The sequence below is a fragment of the Planococcus salinus genome, from assembly GCF_003719725.1.
Taxonomy (GTDB): domain Bacteria; phylum Bacillota; class Bacilli; order Bacillales_A; family Planococcaceae; genus Planococcus; species Planococcus salinus.
On record NZ_RIAX01000001.1, the window covers coordinates 67,430 to 91,830 of the forward strand.

Below are 24,401 nucleotides of genomic sequence, written 5' to 3' on the forward strand. Positions count from 1 at the left end.
TTCATTTTCAATTCTCTGAAATTGTCTGAGTTTCTCTTAAATTACCCGAAATAGGAGAGAACTATGCCTGCTGTACACCTTTTTCAGACTTTATGGCGGTTGCTAAAGGGATTTGAAGGCAAATGACGAATAAAGTACAATAGTAAGGATTATTATTTCCTTTCACAACTTAGATATGGAGGTAACTGACATGAAAATTATCGTTGCAGGCGGCGACGGATTTTGCGGTTGGCCGACCGCTTTGTATTTATCAAAGAAAGGGCACGATGTATCCATCATTGACAATTTGGCCAGACGGCAGATTGATGAAGAGCTCGGATCCAATTCAATCACACCGATTGCCAGCCTTGAAGATCGTATCGCAAAATGGAAAGAACTTACAGAGCAAGAAATCCGTACATATATAGGCGACCTCCAGGATTATGAATTCCTGAAACATGTTTTGGAAATCGAGCAACCGGAAGCGTTTGTCCATTTTGCGGAGCAGCGTTCTGCACCTTATTCGATGATTGACCGTGAGCATGCGGTCTTTACACAAGTCAATAATGTGGTTGGGACATTGAATGTGCTTTATGGCATAAAAGACATCGTGCCGGACTGCCATTTGATTAAGCTTGGAACAATGGGGGAGTACGGCACACCGAATATACCGATCGAAGAAGGGTATCTGGAAGTGGAACACAAAGGGCGTAAAGACCGTCTGCCATTCCCAAAACAGCCGGGATCCTATTATCATCTATCAAAAGTGCATGACAGCCATAACATTATGTTCGCTTGCCGAATCTGGGACATCCGTGCCACCGATCTCAACCAGGGAGTGGTTTATGGGCTTTCAACGAACGAAACGGAAATGGACCCAATTCTTTCAAACCGTCTGGATTATGACGGCGTTTTCGGTACAGCTTTGAATCGTTTTATCATCCAGGCGGCCATTGGCCATGATGTAACGGTTTATGGAAAAGGAGGCCAGACACGCGGTTTCCTGAACATCGAAGACACTGTTCGCTGCATTGAAATTGCGGCGGAAAACCCGGCAGACCGGGGCGAGTTCCGTGTATTCAACCAATTCACTGAAGAGTTTTCAGTGCTGGAATTGGCAGAGAAGGTGCAGAAAGTCGCAAAAGAAGAAGGGTTGGATGTTCAATTGAAGCATCTCGAGAACCCCCGCATCGAAAAAGAAGAACATTTCTTTGAAGCGGTGAACACCAATCTATTGGACCTCGGTTTGCAGCCGCATCTGTTGACAGATGAAGTGATCCGGCAAATTCTACAAACTGCGCTTGTCCATAAAGAGCGTGTCATCAAGGAGAATGTCCTTCCAAACGTAACGTGGAAATAAGGAGGGCCGCTTTCGATGAAAATCATGATAATCACTGAAACTTTTTTACCTTCGACAGACGGTATCGTTACGCGTTTGACTGCCTGTATCCGTTGGTTGCACCGTGATGGTCATGACGTGCAGATTGTGGCGCCGGATCTTGGGGTCTATGAATTCGACGGCGCTCCCGTCAAAGGAGTGCCGGCGTATGCTTTTCCATTTTACCGTTCCAAGAAGTTCGCTTTTCCGAACCGCATCGTTAAAAAATACATCGAGGAATTCGCTCCTGATGTGATTCATGTGGTAAACCCGGCAGTGGTCGGATACTCGGGCGTGACGTACGCTGAAAAGTTGAAGATTCCTTTTATCGCTTCCTACCACACCAATATTCCTCAATACATGGCGTATTATAAACTCGGCAAGTTAACTTGGCTGATGTGGTGGTTTATGAAAAAAATGCACAATAAAGCAGATCTTAACCTTTGCACTTCTCATACAGTTCAACAGGAACTGATGGAAAGAGGATTCGAACGCATGCATGTATGGAAGCGGGGAGTGGATACCGAACACTTCAACCCGAAGCATTACAGTGAAGACATGCGGCACCGATTAACCGGTGGAAAGCAAGGCAAAACGCTTCTGTTATATGTCGGACGGTTGGCTGCGGAAAAAGAAATCGAAAAAATCCGGGACGTACTGCAGGAGTCGGATCGGTTTTGTTTGGCGATTGTCGGAGACGGACCGCACCGACAGGCACTGGAAAATCATTTTGATGGAACCGATACGGTTTTTACCGGGTTTATCCACGGAACGGAACTGGCTTCCGCTTTTGCTTCGTCCGATGTATTTGTTTTTCCTTCCACCACTGAAACTTTGGGTTTGGTGATTATGGAAGCGATGGCCTCCGGCTTGCCGATCGTCGCAGCGGAAAGTGGTCCGACAAAAGAACAGATTACGGCAGACAGAAACGGCTTGCTGTATGATTCTTCAGATCCTGAAAGTTTTAAAAAAGTTGTCCGGAGATTGGAAGACGAAGTATTGAGGAAACGGCTGGCTCATCAGGCAGCGGAAGACGTGGCGGAACTTGGCTGGGCAGCTGCAGCGGAACAAATTCGTGATTTGTATGCCCAGATTGCCCATGCCAGAAATACCGCTTCCTCAAAAGCAGTTGAACAAGCATAAACAGGAATCGTGAGCCTGTTCAGGAACAGAGGGGTATTATGAAGAACAGTCGGAAAAAACGGGCTCCTCATCAACGGCTTCAATTCAGCATCATCGGCCTGGCAAATGCCGCGGTTGATATCGGTTCTTTGAACTTGCTGCTGTTTCTGTTTCCGACCGATGACAGAAGTACCTTGCTGCTGTTCAATACGGTCGCTTATATATTGGCCATCATCAACAGCTATGTATGGAATTCGATTTTCACTTTCCGTGAAGCGGCCAAAGGAAGCGCCAAAGAACGGATCAAGTTCATTTTGCAGGGGCTTCTCAGCTTAGGCATTAATAATGGGGTCTTTCTGCTTTTTAATGGCCTGCTTCAATTTTTCGGCATTCCTGTGTGGATTCGGCATAACCTGGCAAAAGGAGTGGCGATGTTCTGTTCTTTTGCGGCCAGTTATTTGATGATGAAATATTTGGTGTTTAAAGGCTCTGCTCGCAAAAATCCGGAGAAATAAAAGTGACAAAAAATCTAAACGAAAAAGCCCGAATTCAGAGCGAATTCGGGCTTTTCGGTGCAGATAAAGAAGTTCTCCAGCTAAACACCCCGTTTGTTTCCCCATACAAGCGTATGGAGCTGAGGCAATACTTTGGCGTTGTTCATAATGGAAGATTGAACGGTTAAATTTACCAGCCATTCATAACATTCCAGTAAGTTTGATACGAGACGGGTATTATCAGACGTTGCTGAATCGTCGTTCCCAACTTGCAAAAAGAACGGAACGTCTGGATAACGAAGATGAAGATTTTCTGCATAAGCAAAATCATTTTCATCAAAAATAACAACTTTCAAACTAGCGTTACGGCCTGTCAAATTTCTGATGAACAAATCAAGCTTTTCGAAATCGGTTTTCATTCCCGAGCTCGGTGGTTTCGGAGAAAGGGTGATATCATCAATTTCGGTTAACCAATCCTGCCAAATAGAAGCTTGTGTTTCAATCCCGACTTTCCATTCCTGTTCATGGCATAACTCGACCAGTTCGCCGATGCCTTTGTGGAGAGCCGGGTTGCCGCCGGAAATGGTCACATGGGAAAAAGCGTGACCGCCGATCCGCTCTAGTTCTTCGATAATTTCCGCGGGCTTCATTGCTTTGCTTTTTCCTGTGCCATCCCACGTGAATTTGGAATCGCACCAGGAGCAGGAATAATCACAGCCCGCCGTACGGACAAACATCGTTTTCTGCCCCATCACCATGCCTTCGCCTTGAATGGTCGGTCCGAACACTTCCATCACTGGAATTTTCATCGAAAATCCTCCTCAGTCGGGCGGAAAACGACATAGCTTGTTGGTGTCTCCCGGACGATGATTTGCAGACAGGAAGGGTGATTGGTTCGGTTATTGAGAAGTTCCTGGACGGATTGCCAAATTTGTTGTGCCAGTAACTCAGTAGTCGGAAACATGTCTTTAAACTCGGGATGATCATTCAAAACTGTGTGGTCATATTTTTTATGGACCAAGTTTTTTATCTCTTTAAAGTCGATGAGAAAGCCGGTCGGATCAAGTCCGTTTCCAGCAATCGTAACATTGACGAAATACGTATGGCCATGCATTTGCTGACATTTCCCGGCGTCTTTGCTCGGAATAAAATGCGCTGCAGAAAAGTGCATGTCTTTATTGAGTTCGAATCGGAATGTGTGTGGGACCTGCGGATAGAATTGCTGCATCATTTTGCAGCACCAGCCGATTTACCGGTAAGATACTTTGCCAGTCCTTCGTTCCGCAAAGTGCAGGCAGGGCATTCACCGCAACCTGTGCTCGGGATGCCGTTATAGCATGTCAAAGTTTTTTCCTGGACAAAGTCGAGTGCTCCAAGTTCATCGGACAGCTCCCAAACCTGCGCTTTGTCCCGCCACATCAATGGCGTATGGATGGCGAACTGCTTGTCCATTGCCAGGTTTAAACTGACATTCAAAGATTTGATGAAGGTGTCACGGCAATCAGGATAACCACTGAAATCCGTTTCGCTGACGCCGGTGATCAAATGTCTTGCACCGAATGCATCTGCATAAACCGCTGCAAATGACAGAAAAAGCAAATTTCTGCCGGGAACGAAAGTGGATGGCAATCCACCTTCCTCCGTTTTAACTTCGATATGATCTCGGGTCAATGCGTTGGCGGATAGCTGATTGATCAAGGTCATGTCAAGCACTTTGAATGGAACATTTAGTTCAACGGCGATTTTTCGTGCGCATTCAATTTCTTTTGAATGGCGTTGTCCGTAATCGAAAGTCACCGCTCGGACCTCTCCGAAATTTTCCAATGCCCAGAACAGGCAAGTCGTACTGTCTTGGCCGCCGCTGAACACGACAACCGCTTTTTCGTTTTTCAAATGGAACAGCTCCTTAGTTTTTTAGAGAGGGAGTTTGCGAACCTCTTTTTTTTCGAACACTGTTAATAATAGCATAAAGAGAAAACCCATTCTCACGACAACAAAAAATATAGAAAAAAGCCTTCTCTTTTGAATCTGAGAAAGGCTTTTGAAAATATTTGTTATTCCGCTCTTCCGGATCTTTCTTCTGAATAATACTGAGGAGGTGCATCATCCTGTGCGTCTTCAGTCCGCACTACCAATACATCACATTTGGCCGAGCGCACAATATGTTCAGAGACACTTCCGATCAGGAAGCGTTCAACCGCGTTTAACCCTGTAGCCCCGCAAATAATCAGATCGGCTTCGACGCGATTGGCCAGCTCACGCGAAATCATCGTTTTAGGTGAACCGTAATCGACGACGATGTTCACTTTTTCGACGCCTCCGGCCATCGCTTCCTTTTTGTAGTCTTCAAGCAGGTCTTCCGCGAATTTCTGGGCGCGGTCAGCAATGGAACGGTCATATGCTTCGATCGCTGCAAAAGAACGTGTATCAATGATATTCACCAGATTTAATGTTGCATTGTTTCGTTTGGCAATACCAACGGATTTTTTGAAAGCCCATTCTGCTTCTTTTGAACCGTCAACCGCCACTAAAATCTGTGTATACTTTAATGTCATGTATAACTCCTCCTTTTCTATTTATGTACTTCGATATAGCTCCCGGTTGTTCCTTCTATATGTTTTCAAAAAATACATGAAATATGGCTGAATTATGGAGGTGCATTGAATCAGCAGGAGGCAGGATAGACCATGACAGGCATCAGCAGCAGGGCAAAAAGCTTTGGATGAGGATGGGGATTGAAGTAGTGGGAGAAAGCGCTTTCATCTGTTAGAATAAAAGTGCTTGAAACAGAAAAATTCTATATATGAGGCAGATAATTTTTTAGTGGGAGGGTTTTATCATGCGTATTGGAGTGCCGACTGAAGTGAAGAACAATGAAAACCGTGTAGCGATGACCCCAGCAGGTGTGGTCAATTTGACACTGTATGGACATGAAGTTTTTATCGAATCCGGAGCTGGGGTGGGTTCCGTTTTCACTGATGAAGATTATCGGGCAGCGGGAGCACAGATCGTTGGAACCGCGGAAGAAGCCTGGGCACAGGACATGGTGATGAAGGTAAAAGAACCGGTGCGTGAAGAGTATGAGTATTTTCGTGAAGGGTTGATTTTGTTCACCTATCTTCATCTGGCTCCGGAACCGGAGCTTACAAAGGCGCTGATTGATGCCAAAGTGACAGCGATTGCTTATGAAACAGTGCAGCTCATGAACGGTTCACTGCCGCTGCTGACGCCGATGAGCGAGGTGGCGGGGAAGATGGCTACTCAGATCGGCGCTCAATTTCTCGAAAGAATCCATGGGGGCGGTGGCATTCTGCTGGGTGGCATCCCGGGTGTGTCGCGTGGTAAAGTAACTGTCATCGGAGGGGGAGTAGCGGGTACGAACGCTGCCAAAGTTGCAGTAGGCATGGGAGCGAATGTCACCATCCTCGATTTGAATCCTGAGCGGCTGCGCCAGCTCGACGATTTGTTCGGCCAGGATGTCCAAACCTTAATATCCAACCCACTCAATATCGGGGAGGCGGTGAAGGAATCGGATTTGGTGATCGGGGCCGTGTTGATTCCGGGGGCGAAAGCGCCGAAACTGGTGACTGAAGACATGATCAAGTCGATGAAACCGGGTTCCGTGGTGGTTGATATTGCGATTGATCAAGGCGGGATTTTTGAAACCAGCGACCGTATCACAACACATGATCAGCCGACATACATTAAGCACGATGTTGTCCATTACGCAGTGGCCAATATGCCGGGAGCAGTCCCGCGCACTTCAACGATCGGCTTGACCAACGTAACGGTTCCCTATGCAGTACAAATCGCCAACAAAGGATTCCGTCAAGCCTGCCTTGACAATGAAGCCCTGAAAAAAGGCCTCAACACGATGGATGGCTATGTTACTTACAAAGCGGTCGCCGAAGACCAGGGGCTGGAATACAAATCAGCTGATGAATTGCTGTAAGCGAAAAGGTGGCTCCGACATGGGAGCCACCTTTTGGTTCTTATATAATCTGCAGTTCTTTCGGGAATTTGGTCAATACTTCGACGCCGTTTTCTGTCAACGCTACATCATCTTCGATGCGCACTCCGACTTTTCCGGGTACATAGATACCGGGCTCAAGAGTGAAAACCATTCCCGGTTCCATTTTCATGTCGTTCGAGCCATGAATAGAAGGGAACTCGTGGACGGAGACACCCAACCCGTGGCCAAGGCGGTGGGTGAAATAATCACCGTATCCCGCTTTTTCGATGACTTCACGTGCTGTCTGATCCAGTTCAGCAGCTGTAACGCCGGGCTTTACTGCATTAAGCGCTGCAAGTTCTGCCTGCAGCACAACATCATACACCGCTTTTTGTTCTTCGTCCGGTTCACCCAATGCGAGCGTCCGCGTAATATCAGAGCAATAGCCTTTGTGGACAACTCCCAGGTCAAACAGCACCAAATCGCCCTGCTGCAATTTACGGTCTCCTGTTTTGCCGTGAGGAGAAGCCGCATTCGAACCCGTCAGCACAGTGGTGTCAAAAGACATATGGGTGACACCGCGTTTTTTCAAGGCCAGTTCCACTTCTGTCATCACTTCGATTTCGGTGATGCCTTCTTTGATGGTGCCGGCAGCCACTTCAATGGCATAATCCGCCAAAGCAGCCGCTTCTCTTAAGATCTCCAATTCCGCCTCGTCCTTGATCACACGCATGTCATTGAGCTGGTCATCGAGCTGCACAAATGAGGGCGATCCAAAAAGGGAAGAAAGTGCTTCATAACGGTCAACTGTCATGTGCGATTTTTCGATGGCGATTTTTTTGATTGCCACTCCGCGTGTTTGCGCGTTGCGATAAAGCACGTCCATGGCATTTTCAGTGTCTACATGACCTATGATATCGCCTTGCCAGCCAGCCGCCTTTGCATCGGGGATCTCCATTTGTGGACAAATCACAAATGGTTCCGCTTCCCTGAAAATCATGACGCCCAGAAGCCGTTCATGCGGATTGCTTTTGAAGCCGCTGACATAAAACACATTGTCCGGATTCGTGATGAACGCCGCATCGATGGACTGGTCATCCAAATACGCTTGCAGTTGTTCAATTTTCTTCATATGTATTCCCCCTTCTATGTGTATATTACCAAAAATAAGGGTATAATACTGCTTGAAATGATTGTCATCAAATACAGGAGGGATTTCATGCAAATTTCTTATCACGGGCATTCTGTAGTAAAAATTCAAACCGGCAACCACACGATTTTGATCGATCCGTTCATTACAGGAAATGAATTGACCGATCTGAAAGCGGCGGAAGAAAAACCGGATGTTATTTTACTGACACACGCTCATAATGATCATGTAGGAGATACGATTGAACTCGCGAAAAATAATGACGCGCAGGTGGTGGCTACTGTGGAACTGGCGAATTACCTGGGGAGCCAGGGCGTCAATGCAGTGGGCATGAACCTTGGCGGATCGAAGGAATTTGACTTTGGAACAGTCAAGTACACGAAGGCTTTCCACAGCTCTTCTTTTACGACAGAGGACGGACAAGTCATTTACGGCGGGATGCCTGCCGGGATTTTGTTCAAAGCTGAAGGGAAAACCATTTACCATGCGGGCGATACTGAATTGTTCGGAGACATGGAACTGATCGGCAAGCGCAACAGCATTGACCTGGCTTTTGTGCCGATTGGGGATTTCTTCACGATGGGACCTGAAGATGCCGCATATGCGGTGGAATTGCTTCAGCCGAAGACGGTGGTTCCCGTCCATTACAATACCTTCCCGCCGATCAAGCAAGATCCATCTGCTTTTAAGGACCTTGTTAAAAATGCAGAAGTGAATATTTTGGAAGCAGGCGGTTCCATCGAACTGTAAACGAAACCGGAGAGGTGACTCTCCGGTTTTTCCATGTTTTATAATGGATAATAAAACTTGATTGAGGATTCAATCGTTGCACTATAAGCGGTGTCGATAAAATTTTGTAAACCATTGAATAAGCAAGCAGCAGGAGGGAGAGACAGCCGTTTGACGGCCAAAAATATGGTACACTGAAAGTAACAGGAAAGCAGAAAGAATGGGTGAACATATGGCTACAAAGCATGAACAAATATTGGATTATATCGAGACCTTGGCAGTTGGGGAAAAAATTTCAGTGAGACGTATTGCAAAAGAGCTGCAAGTCAGTGAAGGCACCGCGTACCGTGCCATCAAAGAAGCTGAAACGAAACGCCTCGTGTCCACGATTGAACGTGTGGGGACGATACGGATCGAACGGAAAAAGAAAGAGAATATTGAAAGGCTGACATATGCGGAAATCGTGAATATCGTGGAGGGACAAGTGCTGGGCGGCCGTGCCGGCTTGCACAAATCTTTGACCAAATTCGTCATTGGGGCAATGCAGCTGGAAGATATGATGCGCTACACCGAAGCGGGCAATCTGCTGATTGTCGGGAACCGCTACAAAGCACATGAATATGCTTTGCAGGCAGGAGCTGCAGTGCTGGTTACCGGCGGTTTTGACGCTTCCGACACGGTGAAGAAACTGGCGGATGAGTACGAGTTGCCGGTAATTTCCACCAGCTATGACACTTTTTCCGTCGCTACCATGATACACCGAGCCATTTATGACCAATTAATCAAAAAAGAGATTTTGCTGATCGAGGACATTTTAATTCCTCTGGAGCAAACGCATTTATTGCATACGAAAGATTCCATCAAGCATTACCATGAACTCAATTCGGAAACCACACATGGCGGTTTTCCGGTGGTCGATGAGACGGAGAAGCTGGTAGGCATCATCACTTCCCGTGACGTTATCGGTCATCGTCCGACGGAATTGATTGAAAAAGTGATGACCAAAGATCCCATCACTGTATCCATGCAGACGTCAGTCGCGGCAGCTGGCCATCGCATGATCTGGGAAGGCATCGACTTACTTCCTGTGGCCGATAACCAGGGCAAGTTACAGGGAGTGATCAGCAGGCAGGATGTGCTGAAAGCGATCCAGACGGCACAGCGCCAACCGCAGCATGGAGAGACAATCGACGATATCATTAAGAGCCAGATACAGCTCCAGCCTGCCGAGAAACTGACATTGGAATTCCGTGTCACGCCGCAAATGACCAATTCGTACGGCTCCATCTCCTACGGGGCGTACACGACCATCTTGACAGAAGCTGCAGCCTCGGCGTTAAAAACGAAAAACCGCAAAGACAGTGTACTGGAAAATCTTGCTGTATATTTTCTGAAGCCGGTTCAGCTGGATGCAGTGGTGCATATTAAGCCGAACATCATGGATATCAGCCGGAAGTCCGCAAAAGTCGACGTCGAAGTTTTAGACGACAAAGGAATTGTCGGAAAAGCTTTATTGACTTTCCAATTGCTGGATCGATAGAAAAACCAAAAAAATCTCCCCGCAAGGAGAGATTTTTTTATTGGTTCAGACGCGTCTCTTCATCGACAAACGAATGATAATGTTTAGCCGCTTTGTAATTGTAAACAATCAATCCAAGGCCGAGAACAATGAAGATGCCGCTGATGACGTAAGTCAGTGTGCTTTGAAAAAGGAAAAGCTGATTGATGCCGAAAAACATCACAAAACTGCCGAGTGCAACAGAAGCGACGGAAGCATACCATTTTTTCCGGATTGGCAAAGTCGCGCGGAATTGCTTTGTTTTATAATAAAAATAGAAAACAAATGATACAATGATAAAAAATACGAATATAAGCATAGGGACCTCCTGTATTCCAAAACTCACTTCTATTGTACTGAGAAAAGAGCGAAAATGCGAATGGATTTCCTTATTCAATGGAGGATTATAAACATGAACAGTCAAATCATCGACACAATTAAGCAATACGACACCATCATCATTCACCGGCATGTACGGCCCGATCCGGATGCCTATGGTTCACAGCTTGGATTAAAATATCTGCTGCAGCATAACTTCCCGGAAAAACAGGTGCTGGCAGCGGGAGAACATGACTTCACACTGGATTTTCTCGATTTCCCCGATCAAGTGGAAGACAGCAAATACACAGGAGCTCTTGTCATCGTGACGGATACGGCCAACACAGAGCGCGTCGATGACCAGCGTTACAGGACGGGGGATAAATTAATCAAAATCGACCACCACCCGAACGATGATGTTTACGGAGATATCGTATGGGTGGACACTACCGCCAGCTCTGCATCTGAGTTGGTCTATGAATTATTTACATATGGACAAAAAGCGGAAGGATGGGAACTGCCCGATTCTGCAGCACGTCTTTTATATGCAGGCATTGTGGGAGATACCGGCCGTTTCCTGTATCCGAGCACGACTCAGAAAACGTTCGAAGTCGCCGGTGAACTGATCAAGTATGAATTTGACCGGAATGCGCTTCATAACGGCATGTACGAAATGGAACGGAAATTGCTGCATCTGCAGGGTTACATCTATCAGAACTTTAAGATGGATGAAAGCGGCGCGGCGTATGTGAAAATCACCAAAGAGATTTTGGCACAATTTGATGTAACCGTGTCGGAAACTTCATTGCTTGTCAGTTCGCTTGGCAATGTAAAAGGGTTGAAAGCGTGGGTCATGTTCATCGAGGAAGAAACGGAAATCCGTGTCCGTCTTCGCTCCAAAGGACCGATCATCAATGGGCTGGCAAAAGAATTCGGAGGCGGAGGCCATCCGCTGGCTTCCGGCGCTACAGCTTATTCATGGGAAGAAGCGGAGCGGGTCATTGAACGTTTAACGGAAATCTGTGCAGCATAAACGAAAGGAGGAATTGGCTTGTCAATGGTTTATCCGCATATAAGCACGTCAGCCGATCTGCTGAAAAGTACGATACGCCTTGGCGAACTTTTCCCTTTTTTGAAACAGCAGGGGACTGCTGCTGCAGCTATCGTCAACACCACACTTTACGGCGTCCTTCCTTTTTGGGAGGCATGCCATCGTGCCGGCATCCATGGGGTGATCGGTTTTTCAACGTATATCGATTATGGGCAGCAGGTTTTTCCAGTTGTTCTTTATGCTAAAACAAACAAAGGATACGGAAACTTATTGAAGGTTTCAAGTGCCTTATCGACAAGAGACAAAGAAGCAATTCCGGAGCAGTGGCTGAAAGCGTATAGCGAAGGTTTAGTTTGTGTGATTCCCAACAAAGAGGGATGGATTTCTGCTGATCAGACAGACGGCATGGAATACTTGAAGAGGATTTTTGGAGACGATTGTTATGGAAGCATCGAAAGGCCGGGTGGTGAAGTTTCCGAATTGGAAGAAGCGTTTGTCTCTGCTTGCGAACAACTGCAATTGAACATTCTGGCCACTCAGGAAAGCCGTTATCTCACAGAACAGGATGCCTTTGCTTTTGAAGTGGCGGCCGCGATTTCACAGGGGCTTAAATTGAACGATCCCCAAAGAGAGCGGCCGGCTTCGACGAAAGCTTACGTCCCTCCAGCTGAGGAGTTCCGATCCTGGTTCCGGGATCATCCAGAATGGCTGGCGGCAACAGAAATGATGCTTAAAAATTGTCAGGTACATATTCCGATGAACCGCCAATTACTCCCGGTCTTTCCCTTGCCGGAGGATGTCGACCGCCCATCTTACATTGCAGACCTCTGCAAGAAGGGATTGGCCGAACGGAAACCGGACTTTACGGATGCATACACCGAGCGCCTTCAATACGAATTGGCTGTCATTCAAAAAATGGGTTATATCGATTATTTTCTGATTGTGGCGGATTTCATGAAATTCGCACAGGAAAAAGGAATCATGACGGGGCCTGGAAGAGGCTCATCCGCCAGTTCACTGGTGGCGTATTCGCTGCGGATCACCGATGTGGATCCGATTGAAAACGGCTTGCTTTTCGAGCGGTTTCTGAACCCGGAACGAGTGACACTGCCGGATATCGATATTGATTTTGCAGATTACAGAAGACATGAAGTGGTTGAATATGTGGCCAACAAATATGGAGCCGTCCGTACGGCGCAAATCATCACGTTTGGCACTTTATCGGCCAAAGCGGTCGCTCGCGACACAGCGCGCGTTTTTGGCTTTGAAGCAGAAGAACTGGACGCCATCTCAAAAATGATTCCTTCCCGCCCGGGAATCACATTAAAAGCCGCTTTGAAAGAATCGAACGCATTGAATGACTGGATTATGAAAGCGGAAGAACGGAAAACATGGTTCAAGACCGCTTTAAAGCTGGAAGGGCTGCCCCGTCACGCCTCGACTCATGCAGCAGGGGTCATCTTAAGCCCGACCCCGCTCGTGGATTATGTTCCGATTGAAAAAGGCAGCGAGGGAATTTACATTACGCAGTGGCCGATGCAGGACCTGGAAGCGGTCGGTTTGTTGAAGATGGATTTCTTGGGATTGCGCAATTTGACGATTTTGGAGCAGATTCGCTGGCTTTTTTACAAAGACCAAAAACGCTGGATCAATTATCAAAAATTGCCGTTGGATGACAAAGAAACATTTTCACTTTTGGCTTCAGGAGATACAACAGGTGTCTTCCAATTGGAATCGGAAGGCATGAGACAGGCTTTGAAACAGATTCATCCGACAGCCTTTGGAGATATCGTAGCAGTCAACGCACTGTTTCGCCCGGGACCGATGGAATTCATCCCGCTGTATGCAAGGCGCAAGCATAAAAAAGAAGCTGTGCAATATATTCACCCTGTGCTGGAACCGATCTTGGAAGAAACCTACGGAGTCATCGTCTATCAGGAGCAGATTATGCAAATTGCCGCTCAGATGGCCGGCTTTTCACTGGGGCAGGCGGATTTGCTGAGAAGGGCTGTCAGCAAAAAGAAACGGGAAATTCTGGACGAGGAACGGTCACGTTTTCTGCGGGGGGCGCTGGCCAAAGGCTTTTCAGAAGCAGAAGCAAGTGAAGTCTATGATTTGATCGTCCGTTTCGCCGATTATGGGTTCCCAAAAAGCCATGCGGTGGCCTACAGCATGATTTCCTATCAATTGAGTTATGTGAAAACGCATTACGGAGTCTATTTTTACGCAGCCTTGCTATCGAATCATGCGGGAAATGCAGAAAAGACTGCCCAATTGTTTCAGGAAATGCGCGATAAAAAAATTGGAATCCTGCCTCCGTCCATTCAAGCGAGCCAAAACAGCTATGCGGTAGAAGACGGCAAAGTCAGAATCGGACTGAGTGCCGTCAAAGGAGTGCCGGGAAGTGTCGTCAAAGCTGTCTTAGCGGCCAGAAAAGAAGGTCCATTCGATAATCTTTTCACCATCGGCGAAAGAATATCAGCCATCCATTTTACAAGGAAAGCGTTTGAACCACTGATCAAAGCGGGAGCACTGGATGATTTTGGAATGGATCGTGCTGTCCTTCTCGCTTCATTGGACAGTGCTGTAAAGCATGCGGAACTGGTGAAACCCACCGAAGAGCCGGGGCTGTTCGATGATCTTTCTTCTTCATTCATGAAGCCGAAATATGCAAAGGCTTCACCCATTCCGGAAAACCTGAAACTGGATTTTGAAAAAGAAGTGCTCGGATTTTATTTGACGACGCATCCCGTCGAACGCGAAAAAGAAAACAGGAACAAGAACTTTGTCGATTTAAATGCATTAAAAAACAAACGGGACAGGGAAATGGTGACGATACTCGGAATGGTGGAAGAGGTGAAGCGGATCCGGACCAAAAAAGGGGACGCCATGGCTTTCGTCAATTTACAGGACGATACCGGTCCTGCCTCAATCACCCTGTTTCCTCAGGAGTATGCAAAATACAACGTGTTGCTTGAACCTCATACGATCCTGGAAATCAACGGAACAGTGGAAAAACGGAACAACAAAACCGCTGTTATATGCAAGTCCATCCAGACATGACTGCTTTTCTTCAAAGAAAAGCAGTTTTTTCTTTACGGCAGGAAAAAAGTTTTGTATTCTAAAGGCATGAGTGGTCTGACCACATTCAAAAAAATGGAAAAAGAGGACTATGATGAACCAACCGAAACGTTACTTAGATATAGTCCTGGACATCCGTAAAATGATTCAGCAGGAAAACCTTCGTCCAGGCGACCGCATTCCTTCAGAAAGGGAATTGGCCGAACGATTGGAGGTCGGGCGTTCTACAGTCCGGGAAGCTTTAAGAAGCCTGGAATTGCTGGGATTGATCGAGACTCGAAGAGGAGAAGGGACTTTTTTATCCGACCATCGAAATCATCGGCTCGTGGAAGTATTGTCCACTTTTATACTGCAGGACAATCAATCACAGAACGATGTCAGGGAAACCAGACTGATTCATGAACTGGCTGCCCTCAAAGCCATTTGCCGGAATGATGTAAGCAGCCGGCTGCTGGTATGGGACAGTTTCCGCAGCCGCTTAGCAGAAGGAAGCAGTTTTCATCGGGAAGATTTTGTCAAGGAAATGATGGTTTTGTCAGGGAACCGGTTATCTTTGAAAATCTGGTTTTTATTGCAGCAGTACAGCGGCAAACCATTTGACGGTGTTGTGACAGAAGATGAAAAGGAAATGATTAATCGGATTTTAACTGCCATCGAGCAGCAGCAGACGGATACAGCCATCAAGGAATATATGGCATGGTGTGATTTGTTACAGAAGGGAAGAATGCAGAATGACGATAATTCGTGATATTTTCAGACGGAACAGAGACAAAAAGGAAACGACGATGCCATCAAAAGCCGCCAAAGAAGTACCAGAAGGCTTGATGACGAAATGCCCTTCCTGTAAACATATCAGTTTAACAAAAGATTTGAACAAGAACTTGAAGGTGTGTCCTAAATGTGATCACCATTACAAGTTGACGGCGTATGAACGGGTCGATTTTTTATTGGATGCAGAGTCGTTTGTTTCAATGGATAATCACTTGAAAACAGAAAATCCGCTGGGCTTCCCGGGATACACAGAAAAAGTCCAGTCGGATTGTGAGAAAACCGGCTTGAACGAAGCCGTATTGACAGGGACAGGAACATTGGTTGGCCAGGAAGTTGCCGTAGCGATCATGGATTCCCATTTTCGTATGGGTTCGATGGGTTCGGTGGTAGGGGAAAAAATTACCCGTGCCATCGAAGCGGCTACAGAACGGAAAATCCCGTTCATTATTTTCACAGCCAGCGGAGGCGCCCGCATGCAGGAAGGCGTGCTGTCACTGATGCAAATGGCTAAGACCAGCGTGGCACTGAAACGCCACAGCAATGAAGGCTTATTGTTTGTGTCGGTTTTGACTCATCCGACGACCGGCGGTGTATCTGCCAGCTTTGCGTCTGTCGGCGACATCAATATCGCAGAACCAAAAGCGCTCATCGGTTTTGCCGGGCGCCGTGTAATCGAGCAGACAGTAAGGGAAAAACTGCCGGAAGATTTTCAGACGGCTGAATTCCTATTGGCGCATGGTCAACTGGACGCTGTTGTCCACCGGGCGAGCATGAGAGAGACATTATCGACAATTGTACGCCTGCATACAAAGGAGGCATTGCCAAATGGCTAAATCCACACCCAAGACGCTTTCTTTTGAAGAGCCGTTGATGCAACTGAAGACGAAAATCAATGAGTTAAAAGAATATACCACTACTGCAGAAGTGGATTTATCTGCAGAAATCAAAGGTTTGGAAGAGCGCTTGTCCAAGCTTGAAAAAGATACGTATGAAAACATGAAGCCGTGGGACAGAGTCCAGGTGGCACGCCATCCCGAACGACCGACTACATTGGATTATATTCCGTTCCTGTTCGAAGACTTCATCGAATTGCACGGAGACCGTTCTTTTGGAGACGATGAAGCCATTGTTGGCGGGATTGCTTCGTTTCAGGGGCAGCCGGTTACGGTGATTGGCCATCAGCGCGGAAAAGATACAAAAGAGAATATCCGCCGCAATTTCGGCATGCCTCACCCCGAAGGCTACCGCAAAGCTTTGCGGCTGATGAAGCAGGCCGAAAAATTCAACCGCCCGGTTATCTGCCTGATTGACACGAAAGGCGCTTATCCGGGAAAAGCTGCAGAAGAGCGGGGGCAAAGCGAAGCCATCGCCCGCAACCTGGTGGAGATGGCCGGCCTGGAGATTCCGGTGCTGTCAATCGTCATAGGAGAAGGAGGCAGCGGCGGCGCTTTGGCTCTTGGTGTGGGCAACCATGTCCTGATGCTTGAGAACTCGACGTTTTCGGTCATTTCGCCGGAAGGGGCGGCCTCCATTCTGTGGAAAGATGCGGCGCTGGCACAGACTGCTGCAGAAGCGATGAAAATTACAGCTCCCGACTTGCTGGAGATGGGGATTATCGAACATATTATTCCTGAAGTCCGCGGAGGGGCTCATCATGATTACAAGAAACAGGCAGCGTACATCTCGGCTTCGATCAAACATTCCTTTAACGAGTTGAACGGCCTTTCAGCACAGCAGCTGATTGATCAGCGTTACAACAAGTTCAAAGCAATCGGCATATTCGGAGAATGAAACAACCGCTTAGGCGGTTTTTTTCATCTGAAAAAACAACAAATTCTTTACATAACAGAGCATTTTCAAAACTGACAGTAAGCCATCCTCATGGTAAGGTGAAAAGAGTAATAGGATTGACGGGAGGCGGTTATGATGAAGCGGATTGGCGTATTGACAAGCGGAGGAGATTCCCCGGGCATGAATGCTGCGGTACGTGCAGTAGTCAGGAAGGGCCTTTATCATCAAGTGGAAGTTGCCGGTATCTATCATGGGTATCAGGGATTGATCGAAGGGAAGATCAAAACAATGGAAGCAGGTGATGTAGGCGACATCATTCAGCGGGGTGGAACTAAATTATACTCTGCGCGATGTCCGGAGTTTAAAACAGAGGATGGTCAGCGCAAAGCGATCGAGCAGATGAAAAAGCAGGGACTCGAAGGCCTGGTCATCATCGGTGGAGACGGTTCATACAGAGGGGCGATGGCGTTGACGGAAAAAGGGTTTCCCTGCGTCGGAGTACCCGGCACCATCGACAATGACATTCCGGGGACGGATTATACAATCGGGTTCGATACAGCCCTTAACACAGTCATCGAAGCGATCGATAAAATCAGGGATACTGCGACGAGCCATGAACGGACTTTTATTATCGAAGTGATGGGCCGTGATTCCGGAGATTTGGCATTATGGGCCGGTCTGGCTGGCGGAGCGGAATCCATTTTGATCCCTGAAGAAAATTATAACCTGGATGATCTGGTTGAAAGGCTTGAAAAAGGGAAAAAACGCGGTAAGAAACACAGTATCATCATCGTGGCGGAAGGTGTTATGAATGGCAATAAACTGGCTGAGCTAATCGAACAAAAAGCCGAAATTGAAACACGCGTGTCGGTTCTTGGCCATATCCAGCGCGGTGGTTCGCCTACTGCGAGAGATCGCGTCCTTGGCAGCCTGTTTGGCGCCCGCGCAGTGGAAGTCCTTTTGGCGGGTCACGGAGGACGGGCAATTGGCATGAGAAATCATCAAGTGGTAGACTATGATATGACAGAGGCGTTCACTGAGGCGCACGATGCGGATATGAGTTTATATGCTTTATCGAAAGAGTTGTCAATATAACTAGACAAATGGAGTGAGATTATTGAAGAAAACGAAAATTGTTTGCACAATCGGACCGGCAAGTGAAACACCTGAAATGTTGGAGTCCTTAATCGAAGCCGGGATGAACGTTGCCCGTCTGAATTTTTCGCACGGTGACCATGAAGAACACGCACTTCGTATTCAGCGAATACGGGAAGCTTCGAAAAAAACAGGGAAAATCGTCGGCATCATGCTTGATACGAAAGGTCCTGAAATCCGTACCCATAAAATGGAAAACGACGCGATCGAACTTGTGACGGGTCAGAAAGTGGCTGTTTCGATGAAGGAAGTACTCGGCACGCCGGAAATGTTTTCCATAACATACGATCGCCTGATCGAAGACGTACGGGAAGGTTCAATTATTCTATTGGATGATGGACTGATTGAACTGCGTGTGGACAGCATCGATTTGGCGAATAGCCTGATTCACACAAATGTTGAGAATGCCGGCGTCCTGAAAAGCAAGAAAGGCGTCAATGTACCGGGAGTTTCTGTGCAGTTGCCGGGCATTACAGAAAAAGATGCGAAAGATATTCTGTTCGGCATTGAACAAAACGTGGATTTTGTCGCTGCTTCCTTTATCCGGAGAGCGTCTGATGTCATGGAAATCCGTGAATTGCTCGAGAAAAACGGCGGATCACATGTTCAGATCATCCCGAAAATCGAAAACCAGGAAGGTGTCGATAACATTGATGAAATCCTGTTGGTTTCAGATGGGCTGATGGTGGCGCGAGGTGATCTGGGTGTGGAAATTCCGGCGGAAGAAGTGCCGCTCGTCCAAAAGAAACTGATTGAAAACTGCAACAGTGCAGGAAAACCTGTTATCACTGCCACACAGATGCTGGATTCAATGCAGCGCAACCCCCGTCCGACCCGCGCAGAAGCGAGTGACGTAGCCAATGCGATATTTGACGGCACGGATGCCATCATGCTGTCAGGAGAAACGGCAGCCGGTCTGTACCCTCTGGAGTCTGTGCAAACGATGTACAGTATCGCGATAAAGACGGAAGAAGCGCTGAATTACAAACAAATAGTTTCAGCAAGACGCAAAGAGAAAGAATCCAATATGACAGAAGCGATTGGTCAGGCAGTGGCCTATACAGCGCTGAATTTGAGAGTCAAAGCCATCATTGCACCGACGGAAAGCGGCCATACCGCGAAAATGATTTCCAAATACCGTCCGGGAGCTCCAATTATTGCTGTTACGTCAACTGAAATTCCGTCCCGGAAATTGACGCTGGTTTGGGGCGTTCAGCCAATTGTCGGATCAAAAGTTGAATCCACTGATGAATTACTGGAAAAAGCGGTGGAAGAAAGCTTGAAGCACAATTACGTGAAGCACGGCGATTTGGTCGTGATCACTGCCGGCGTTCCTGTTGGTCAGGCAGGCACCACCAATTTGATGAAAGTCCATGTGATCGGCGACATCCTGGCAAGCGGACAGGGAATCGGAAAGACGGTGGCATACGGCAAAACATTGGTCGTCAACACTGCAGAAGAAGCACTGGCTTTTGACACGGAAGGAAAAATCATCGTAACTATTGGCACGGACCGTGAAATGATGCCAGCCATCAACAAATGCGCAGGCATCATTACGGAAGAAGGCGGATTAACCAGTCATGCAGCAGTGGTCGGTTTGAGTCTTGGCATCCCGGTGATTGTTGGAGTGAAAGATGCCACTTCACTGATTCCGAATGACTACGATATTACGATTGACGCCGAGTCCGGAATCATCTATCACGGTCACGCAAGTGTCTTGTAATAGAATTTATAGGAGGTCACCAACATGAAATGGCTTTTCCTGGCATTGATTATCGTACCGACACTGGAACTGGCATTACTGATCTGGGCCGGTGGAGAATTGGGATTCTTTGTTACATTGGCGCTAATCATTGCCACAGGTTTGTTGGGAGCTTATTTGGCTAAAAAACAAGGACTGAAAGCGGTGCGCGATATCCAGCAGGCAATGTCCGATTTTCAGCCGCCGGGAGACCGGTTGATTCAAGCCGCTTTGATTTTGGTCGGTGGAGTGTTATTGTTGACACCGGGGTTCATCTCGGACGCGGTCGGTTTCAGCTTGTTGTTTACGCCGACTCAAAAGTTTTATAAACCTATGATCAATAAGTTCATACAGAAGAAAGTGAAAACCTCTCGGATTATCGTAGGATAATCCGAGGCATTCACTTGTTTTTCAGAGAAATTTGAGAAAAATACGTGTTTTAATTCACAAAACCTTCAATATTGATTATAATGGCTAAGTAAGGAACTTAGCATAGGTTCATAAAAGCAGAAGAGACATCATTCTGCCTTTTTTTGTGGAATGATGAAACAAATGGGAGAAGGAGCGATTTATATGACATCGTCAAAAGGTTTAGAAGGTGTAGTAGCTACACAATCCGCCATCAGTTCCATTATTGATGACACTCTTACATATGTTGGCTACAATATCGATGATTTGGCGGACAACGCCAGTTTCGAAGAAGTAATTTACCTGCTTTGGCATCAGCGTTTGCCAAAAGCGGATGAGTTAGCTGAGCTGAAACAGCAGTTAGCCGACAATATGGCAGTACCACAAGAGGTGCTTGACCATTTCAAAACATATCCGATTAAAAACGTTCATCCAATGGCAGCTCTTCGTACAGCTGTTTCAATGCTTGGATTGTTTGACGAAGAAGCGGAAGAAATGAACCCGGAAGCGAACTACCGCAAAGCGATTCGCATCCAGGCGAAAATTTCGACTATCGTTACTGCTTTCGGTCGTATCCGCAACGGTCAAGAGCCAGTGGCACCAAGAACGGACTATAGCTATGCTGCGAACTTCCTTTACATGCTGTCAGGCGAAGAACCGGCTGACATCGAAGTGGAAGCGTTTAACAAAGCGCTTGTACTTCACGCTGACCACGAATTGAACGCATCCACTTTCACTGCACGCGTTGCAGTAGCTACATTATCTGATGTATATTCAGGTATCACTGCAGCAATCGGCGCATTGAAGGGACCACTTCACGGTGGAGCAAATGAGCAGGTTATGAAAACATTGACAGAGATCGGTTCTGTTGAAAACGTTGATGCTGCCGTCAAAGAAAAATTGGCGAACAAAGAAAAAATCATGGGCTTTGGCCACCGCGTTTACCGCAAAGGCGACCCACGTGCGAAACACCTGCGTGAAATGTCGAAGAAATTGACAGAAATCCGCGGTGAAGAAAAATGGTATGAAATGTCCGTTCGCATGGAAGAATTGGTAACAGGCCAAAAAGACCTTCCACCAAACGTGGATTTCTACTCTGCTTCTGTTTACCACTCATTGAATATCGAGCATGACTTGTTCACGCCGATTTTCGCAGTTTCACGTGCATCCGGCTGGTTGGCTCATATTCTTGAGCAATATGCAGATAACCGCCTGATCCGTCCGCGTGCCGAGTACATCGGGCCGGGAATGCAGACTTACGTACCTGTAGACGAACGCTGAATCGCACATGCAGGACAGCTGCTGCACAGGTTATCTTGATGAAAAGATGAAACAACCGAGTTAAATAATCATTATCCATAGGGCTTGCACTCTGTGCAGCCCTATGACTTTGACCACAGGAGGCAATATACATGACTAACGGAGAAAAAATTTCAGTTGACAACGGCGTATTGAACGTGCCAAATAACGCAATCATTCCTTATATTATCGGGGACGGAACAGGACCTGACATCTGGAATGCAGCTTCACGCGTTTTGGAAGAAGCAGTAAACAAAGCTTACAACGGTGAAAAATCCATCGTGTGGAAAGAAGTACTTGCTGGCCAAAAAGCATTTGACGAAACAGGCGAATGGCTGCCGGCAGAAACTCTTGAAGTGATCCGTGAATACCTGATCGCTATCAAAGGACCTCTTACTACGCCAATCGGTGGAGGGATCCGTTCATTGAACGTGGCACTTCGCCAGGAGCTTGACCTTTACACTTGCTTGCGCCCGGTTCGTTATTTCGAAGGCGTACCTTCACCGGTAAAACGCCCTGAAGATACAGACATGGTCATCTTCCGTGAAAACACTGAAGACATCTATGCAGGTATTGAATATTCAAACGGTTCGGATGAAGTGAAAAAATTGATCTCGTTCCTTACTGATGAAATGGGCGTTCAAAACATCCGTTTCCCTGAATCGTCAGGTATCGGTATCAAACCTATCTCTGAAGAAGGAACAAAACGCCTTGTGCGCGCTGCCATCAACTATGCGTTGACTGAAGGCCGCGAATCCGTAACACTTGTCCACAAAGGGAATATCATGAAGTTCACTGAAGGAGCTTTCAAAAACTGGGGCTACGAAGTGGCTGAACAAGAGTTTGGCGATAAAGTGTTCACATGGAACGAGTATGACAAAGTGAAAGATGAGCAAGGCACAGACGCAGCCAACAAAGCTCAGGAAGACGCTCTTGCATCAGGCAAAATCCTTATCAAAGATTCAATCGCTGATATCTTCCTTCAGCAGATTTTGACACGCCCTAGCGAATTCGATGTGGTTGCAACTATGAACTTGAACGGTGACTACATTTCGGATGCTTTGGCTGCACAAGTCGGAGGAATCGGTATTGCACCTGGTGCAAACATCAACTACGATACTGGCCATGCGATTTTTGAAGCGACTCACGGTACAGCTCCAAAATATGCAGGACTTGATAAAGTGAACCCTTCTTCTGTCATCCTTTCAGGCGTTCTTATGCTTGAGCACCTTGGATGGAGCGAAGCGGCTCAATTGATCTCAAAATCAATGGAGAAAACAATCGCTTCTAAAGTTGTAACATACGACTTTGCCCGTCTGATGGATGGTGCATCAGAAGTGAAAACTTCCGAGTTTGCTGACGAATTGATTAAAAATATGTAAGATTAAAAGAGAGGGATTTCCCTCTCTTTTTTTCAATCCATTAAAAAGGAGAGTTTTTTATGACATTCAAAAGGAAAAAGATTTCTGTCATTGGTTCAGGTTTCACCGGTTCAACTACTGCATTTCTTTTGGCACAAAAAGAATTGGGCGACGTCATCCTGGTCGACATTCCTCAAATGGAAAATCCGGCAAAAGGAAAAGCTCTTGATATGGCAGAAGCGGGGCCTGTCCAAGGGTTTGACGCCCGTGTGACCGGTACCGCAAATTACGAAGACACCAAAGAATCGGATTTGGTCATCATTACTGCCGGAATCGCGCGCAAACCTGGAATGAGCCGTGATGACCTGGTGCAGACCAATCAAAAAGTCATGAAATCCGTCACTTCTGAAATCGTGAAATACTCACCCGACACCACAATCATTGTATTGACAAATCCGGTGGACGCCATGACCTACACCGTGTTCAAAGAATCAGGTCTTCCAAAAGAACGCGTCATCGGACAGTCAGGTGTTCTGGATTCTGCCCGTTTCCGCACATTCGTGGCGCAAGAATTAAACCTGTCTGTAAAAGACATTACCGGCTTCGTGCTGGGAGGGCATGGTGATGACATGGTGCCTCTTGTCCGTTACTCATACGCAGGCGGCATTCCATTGGAAACGCTGATCTCCAAAGAGCGTCTGGATGAAATCGTCGACCGCACACGGAAAGGCGGGGCTGAAATTGTCAACTTGCTCGGCAACGGCTCTGCCTATTATGCACCGGCTGCTTCCATCGTGGAAATGGCTGAAGCAATCATCAAAGACCAGCGCCGTGTATTGCCGGCCATCGCTTTTCTCGAAGGGGAATACGGCATGGATGGCATTTACCTCGGTGTGCCGACCATCATGGGCGCAGGCGGCATTGAAAAAGTGATCGAAATCGATTTGAACGAACAGGAAAAAGCAGAATTGAACAAATCCGCTGAATCCGTGAAAGCAGTCATGAAAGTGTTGGCATAACTTCCACTAGATCGGGCAAGGAGAAATCCCTGCTCGATTTTTTT

At 47.0% G+C, this 24,401-nt stretch carries 23 protein-coding genes and 1 riboswitch; of the genes, 17 read left to right on the plus strand and 6 right to left on the minus strand.

What is annotated here, in order from left to right:
• The first annotated feature begins 190 nt into the window (after positions 1–190).
• Genes EEX84_RS00315 through EEX84_RS00325 form a run of 3 tightly spaced genes read left to right on the plus strand, consistent with a single transcriptional unit; the run spans position 191 to position 2,994 of the window.
• The gene (locus EEX84_RS00315; protein ID WP_123163585.1) at positions 191–1,339 is read left to right on the plus strand and encodes an NAD-dependent epimerase/dehydratase family protein; all 1,149 of its coding nucleotides are present in this window, start codon (positions 191–193) and stop codon (positions 1,337–1,339) included.
• Positions 1,340–1,354: 15 nt separating this feature from the next.
• Positions 1,355–2,500 (plus strand): glycosyltransferase family 4 protein, encoded by a 1,146-nt coding sequence (locus tag EEX84_RS00320; RefSeq protein WP_123163586.1) that lies wholly within the window; start codon positions 1,355–1,357, stop codon positions 2,498–2,500.
• Positions 2,501–2,538: 38 nt separating this feature from the next.
• A complete protein-coding gene (locus tag EEX84_RS00325; RefSeq protein ID WP_123163587.1) occupies positions 2,539–2,994 on the plus strand; it encodes a GtrA family protein in 456 nt (151 codons plus the stop codon).
• 80 nt (positions 2,995–3,074) lie between these two features.
• Here EEX84_RS00325 and queE read toward each other — a convergent pair whose 3' ends face one another.
• From queE to EEX84_RS00345, 4 genes are all read right to left on the minus strand, one after another.
• Complete coding sequence (gene queE / locus EEX84_RS00330) at positions 3,075–3,782, minus strand: 7-carboxy-7-deazaguanine synthase QueE (RefSeq protein ID WP_123163588.1); 708 nt, start codon at positions 3,780–3,782, stop codon at positions 3,075–3,077.
• On the minus strand, positions 3,779–4,204 hold the full coding sequence (gene queD, locus EEX84_RS00335) for a 6-carboxytetrahydropterin synthase QueD (RefSeq protein ID WP_123163589.1): 426 nt from the start codon (positions 4,202–4,204) through the stop codon (positions 3,779–3,781). Before queD ends, queE begins: the two co-directional genes overlap by 4 nt.
• Entirely contained in the window at positions 4,201–4,866 is a 666-nt protein-coding gene (gene queC, locus EEX84_RS00340; RefSeq protein ID WP_123163590.1) for a 7-cyano-7-deazaguanine synthase QueC, read from the minus strand. The genes queD and queC overlap by 4 nt, the downstream gene beginning before the upstream one ends.
• A gap of 7 nt (positions 4,867–4,873) precedes the next feature.
• Positions 4,874–4,917: riboswitch (PreQ1 riboswitch) on the minus strand.
• A 110-nt stretch (positions 4,918–5,027) separates the two neighbouring features.
• Positions 5,028–5,528: a universal stress protein gene (locus EEX84_RS00345; RefSeq protein WP_123163591.1), complete on the minus strand. Its 501-nt coding sequence runs from the start codon at positions 5,526–5,528 to the stop codon at positions 5,028–5,030.
• Positions 5,529–5,812: 284 nt separating this feature from the next.
• Here EEX84_RS00345 and ald point away from each other — a divergent pair, with 284 nt between their 5' ends.
• On the plus strand, positions 5,813–6,925 hold the full coding sequence (gene ald, locus EEX84_RS00350) for an alanine dehydrogenase (protein ID WP_123163592.1): 1,113 nt from the start codon (positions 5,813–5,815) through the stop codon (positions 6,923–6,925).
• A gap of 40 nt (positions 6,926–6,965) precedes the next feature.
• Here ald and EEX84_RS00355 read toward each other — a convergent pair whose 3' ends face one another.
• On the minus strand, positions 6,966–8,057 hold the full coding sequence (locus tag EEX84_RS00355; protein WP_123163593.1) for a M24 family metallopeptidase: 1,092 nt from the start codon (positions 8,055–8,057) through the stop codon (positions 6,966–6,968).
• An 87-nt stretch (positions 8,058–8,144) separates the two neighbouring features.
• Between EEX84_RS00355 and EEX84_RS00360 the strand changes: the two genes are divergently transcribed.
• Entirely contained in the window at positions 8,145–8,825 is a 681-nt protein-coding gene (locus EEX84_RS00360; RefSeq protein WP_123163594.1) for a metal-dependent hydrolase, read from the plus strand.
• Between the two features lie 211 nt (positions 8,826–9,036).
• Positions 9,037–10,344 (plus strand): DRTGG domain-containing protein, encoded by a 1,308-nt coding sequence (locus EEX84_RS00365; protein WP_123164018.1) that lies wholly within the window; start codon positions 9,037–9,039, stop codon positions 10,342–10,344.
• A 37-nt stretch (positions 10,345–10,381) separates the two neighbouring features.
• Here the strand turns inward: EEX84_RS00365 and EEX84_RS00370 are convergent, their stop codons facing one another.
• A complete protein-coding gene (locus EEX84_RS00370) occupies positions 10,382–10,681 on the minus strand; it encodes a YtpI family protein (protein WP_123163595.1) in 300 nt (99 codons plus the stop codon).
• A 93-nt stretch (positions 10,682–10,774) separates the two neighbouring features.
• Between EEX84_RS00370 and EEX84_RS00375 the strand changes: the two genes are divergently transcribed.
• The 11 genes from EEX84_RS00375 (at position 10,775) to mdh (ending at position 24,357) form a co-directional block, all read left to right on the plus strand.
• Positions 10,775–11,713 (plus strand): DHH family phosphoesterase, encoded by a 939-nt coding sequence (locus EEX84_RS00375; protein ID WP_123163596.1) that lies wholly within the window; start codon positions 10,775–10,777, stop codon positions 11,711–11,713.
• A 24-nt stretch (positions 11,714–11,737) separates the two neighbouring features.
• The gene (gene dnaE / locus EEX84_RS00380) at positions 11,738–14,794 is read left to right on the plus strand and encodes a DNA polymerase III subunit alpha (protein WP_240033899.1); all 3,057 of its coding nucleotides are present in this window, start codon (positions 11,738–11,740) and stop codon (positions 14,792–14,794) included.
• A gap of 112 nt (positions 14,795–14,906) precedes the next feature.
• Positions 14,907–15,560 (plus strand): FadR/GntR family transcriptional regulator, encoded by a 654-nt coding sequence (locus EEX84_RS00385; protein WP_123163598.1) that lies wholly within the window; start codon positions 14,907–14,909, stop codon positions 15,558–15,560.
• On the plus strand, positions 15,544–16,416 hold the full coding sequence (accD, locus tag EEX84_RS00390) for an acetyl-CoA carboxylase, carboxyltransferase subunit beta (protein ID WP_123163599.1): 873 nt from the start codon (positions 15,544–15,546) through the stop codon (positions 16,414–16,416). Before EEX84_RS00385 ends, accD begins: the two co-directional genes overlap by 17 nt.
• Complete coding sequence (accA, locus tag EEX84_RS00395; RefSeq protein ID WP_123163600.1) at positions 16,409–17,374, plus strand: acetyl-CoA carboxylase carboxyl transferase subunit alpha; 966 nt, start codon at positions 16,409–16,411, stop codon at positions 17,372–17,374. The genes accD and accA overlap by 8 nt, the downstream gene beginning before the upstream one ends.
• A 135-nt stretch (positions 17,375–17,509) precedes the next feature.
• Positions 17,510–18,469, plus strand: coding sequence for a 6-phosphofructokinase (gene pfkA, locus EEX84_RS00400; RefSeq protein WP_123163601.1), 960 nt, complete (start codon positions 17,510–17,512; stop codon positions 18,467–18,469).
• 22 nt (positions 18,470–18,491) lie between these two features.
• Complete coding sequence (gene pyk / locus EEX84_RS00405) at positions 18,492–20,252, plus strand: pyruvate kinase (RefSeq protein ID WP_123163602.1); 1,761 nt, start codon at positions 18,492–18,494, stop codon at positions 20,250–20,252.
• Positions 20,253–20,276: 24 nt separating this feature from the next.
• Complete coding sequence (locus EEX84_RS00410; RefSeq protein ID WP_123163603.1) at positions 20,277–20,660, plus strand: FxsA family protein; 384 nt, start codon at positions 20,277–20,279, stop codon at positions 20,658–20,660.
• A 183-nt stretch (positions 20,661–20,843) separates the two neighbouring features.
• A complete protein-coding gene (citZ, locus tag EEX84_RS00415; RefSeq protein ID WP_123164019.1) occupies positions 20,844–21,959 on the plus strand; it encodes a citrate synthase in 1,116 nt (371 codons plus the stop codon).
• A 131-nt stretch (positions 21,960–22,090) separates the two neighbouring features.
• Positions 22,091–23,359 carry an NADP-dependent isocitrate dehydrogenase gene (gene icd / locus EEX84_RS00420; protein ID WP_123163604.1) on the plus strand — a complete coding sequence of 423 codons (1,269 nt, stop codon included), beginning with the start codon at positions 22,091–22,093 and terminating at the stop codon, positions 23,357–23,359.
• Between the two features lie 59 nt (positions 23,360–23,418).
• A complete protein-coding gene (gene mdh / locus EEX84_RS00425; protein WP_123163605.1) occupies positions 23,419–24,357 on the plus strand; it encodes a malate dehydrogenase in 939 nt (312 codons plus the stop codon).
• Positions 24,358–24,401 lie beyond the last annotated feature (44 nt).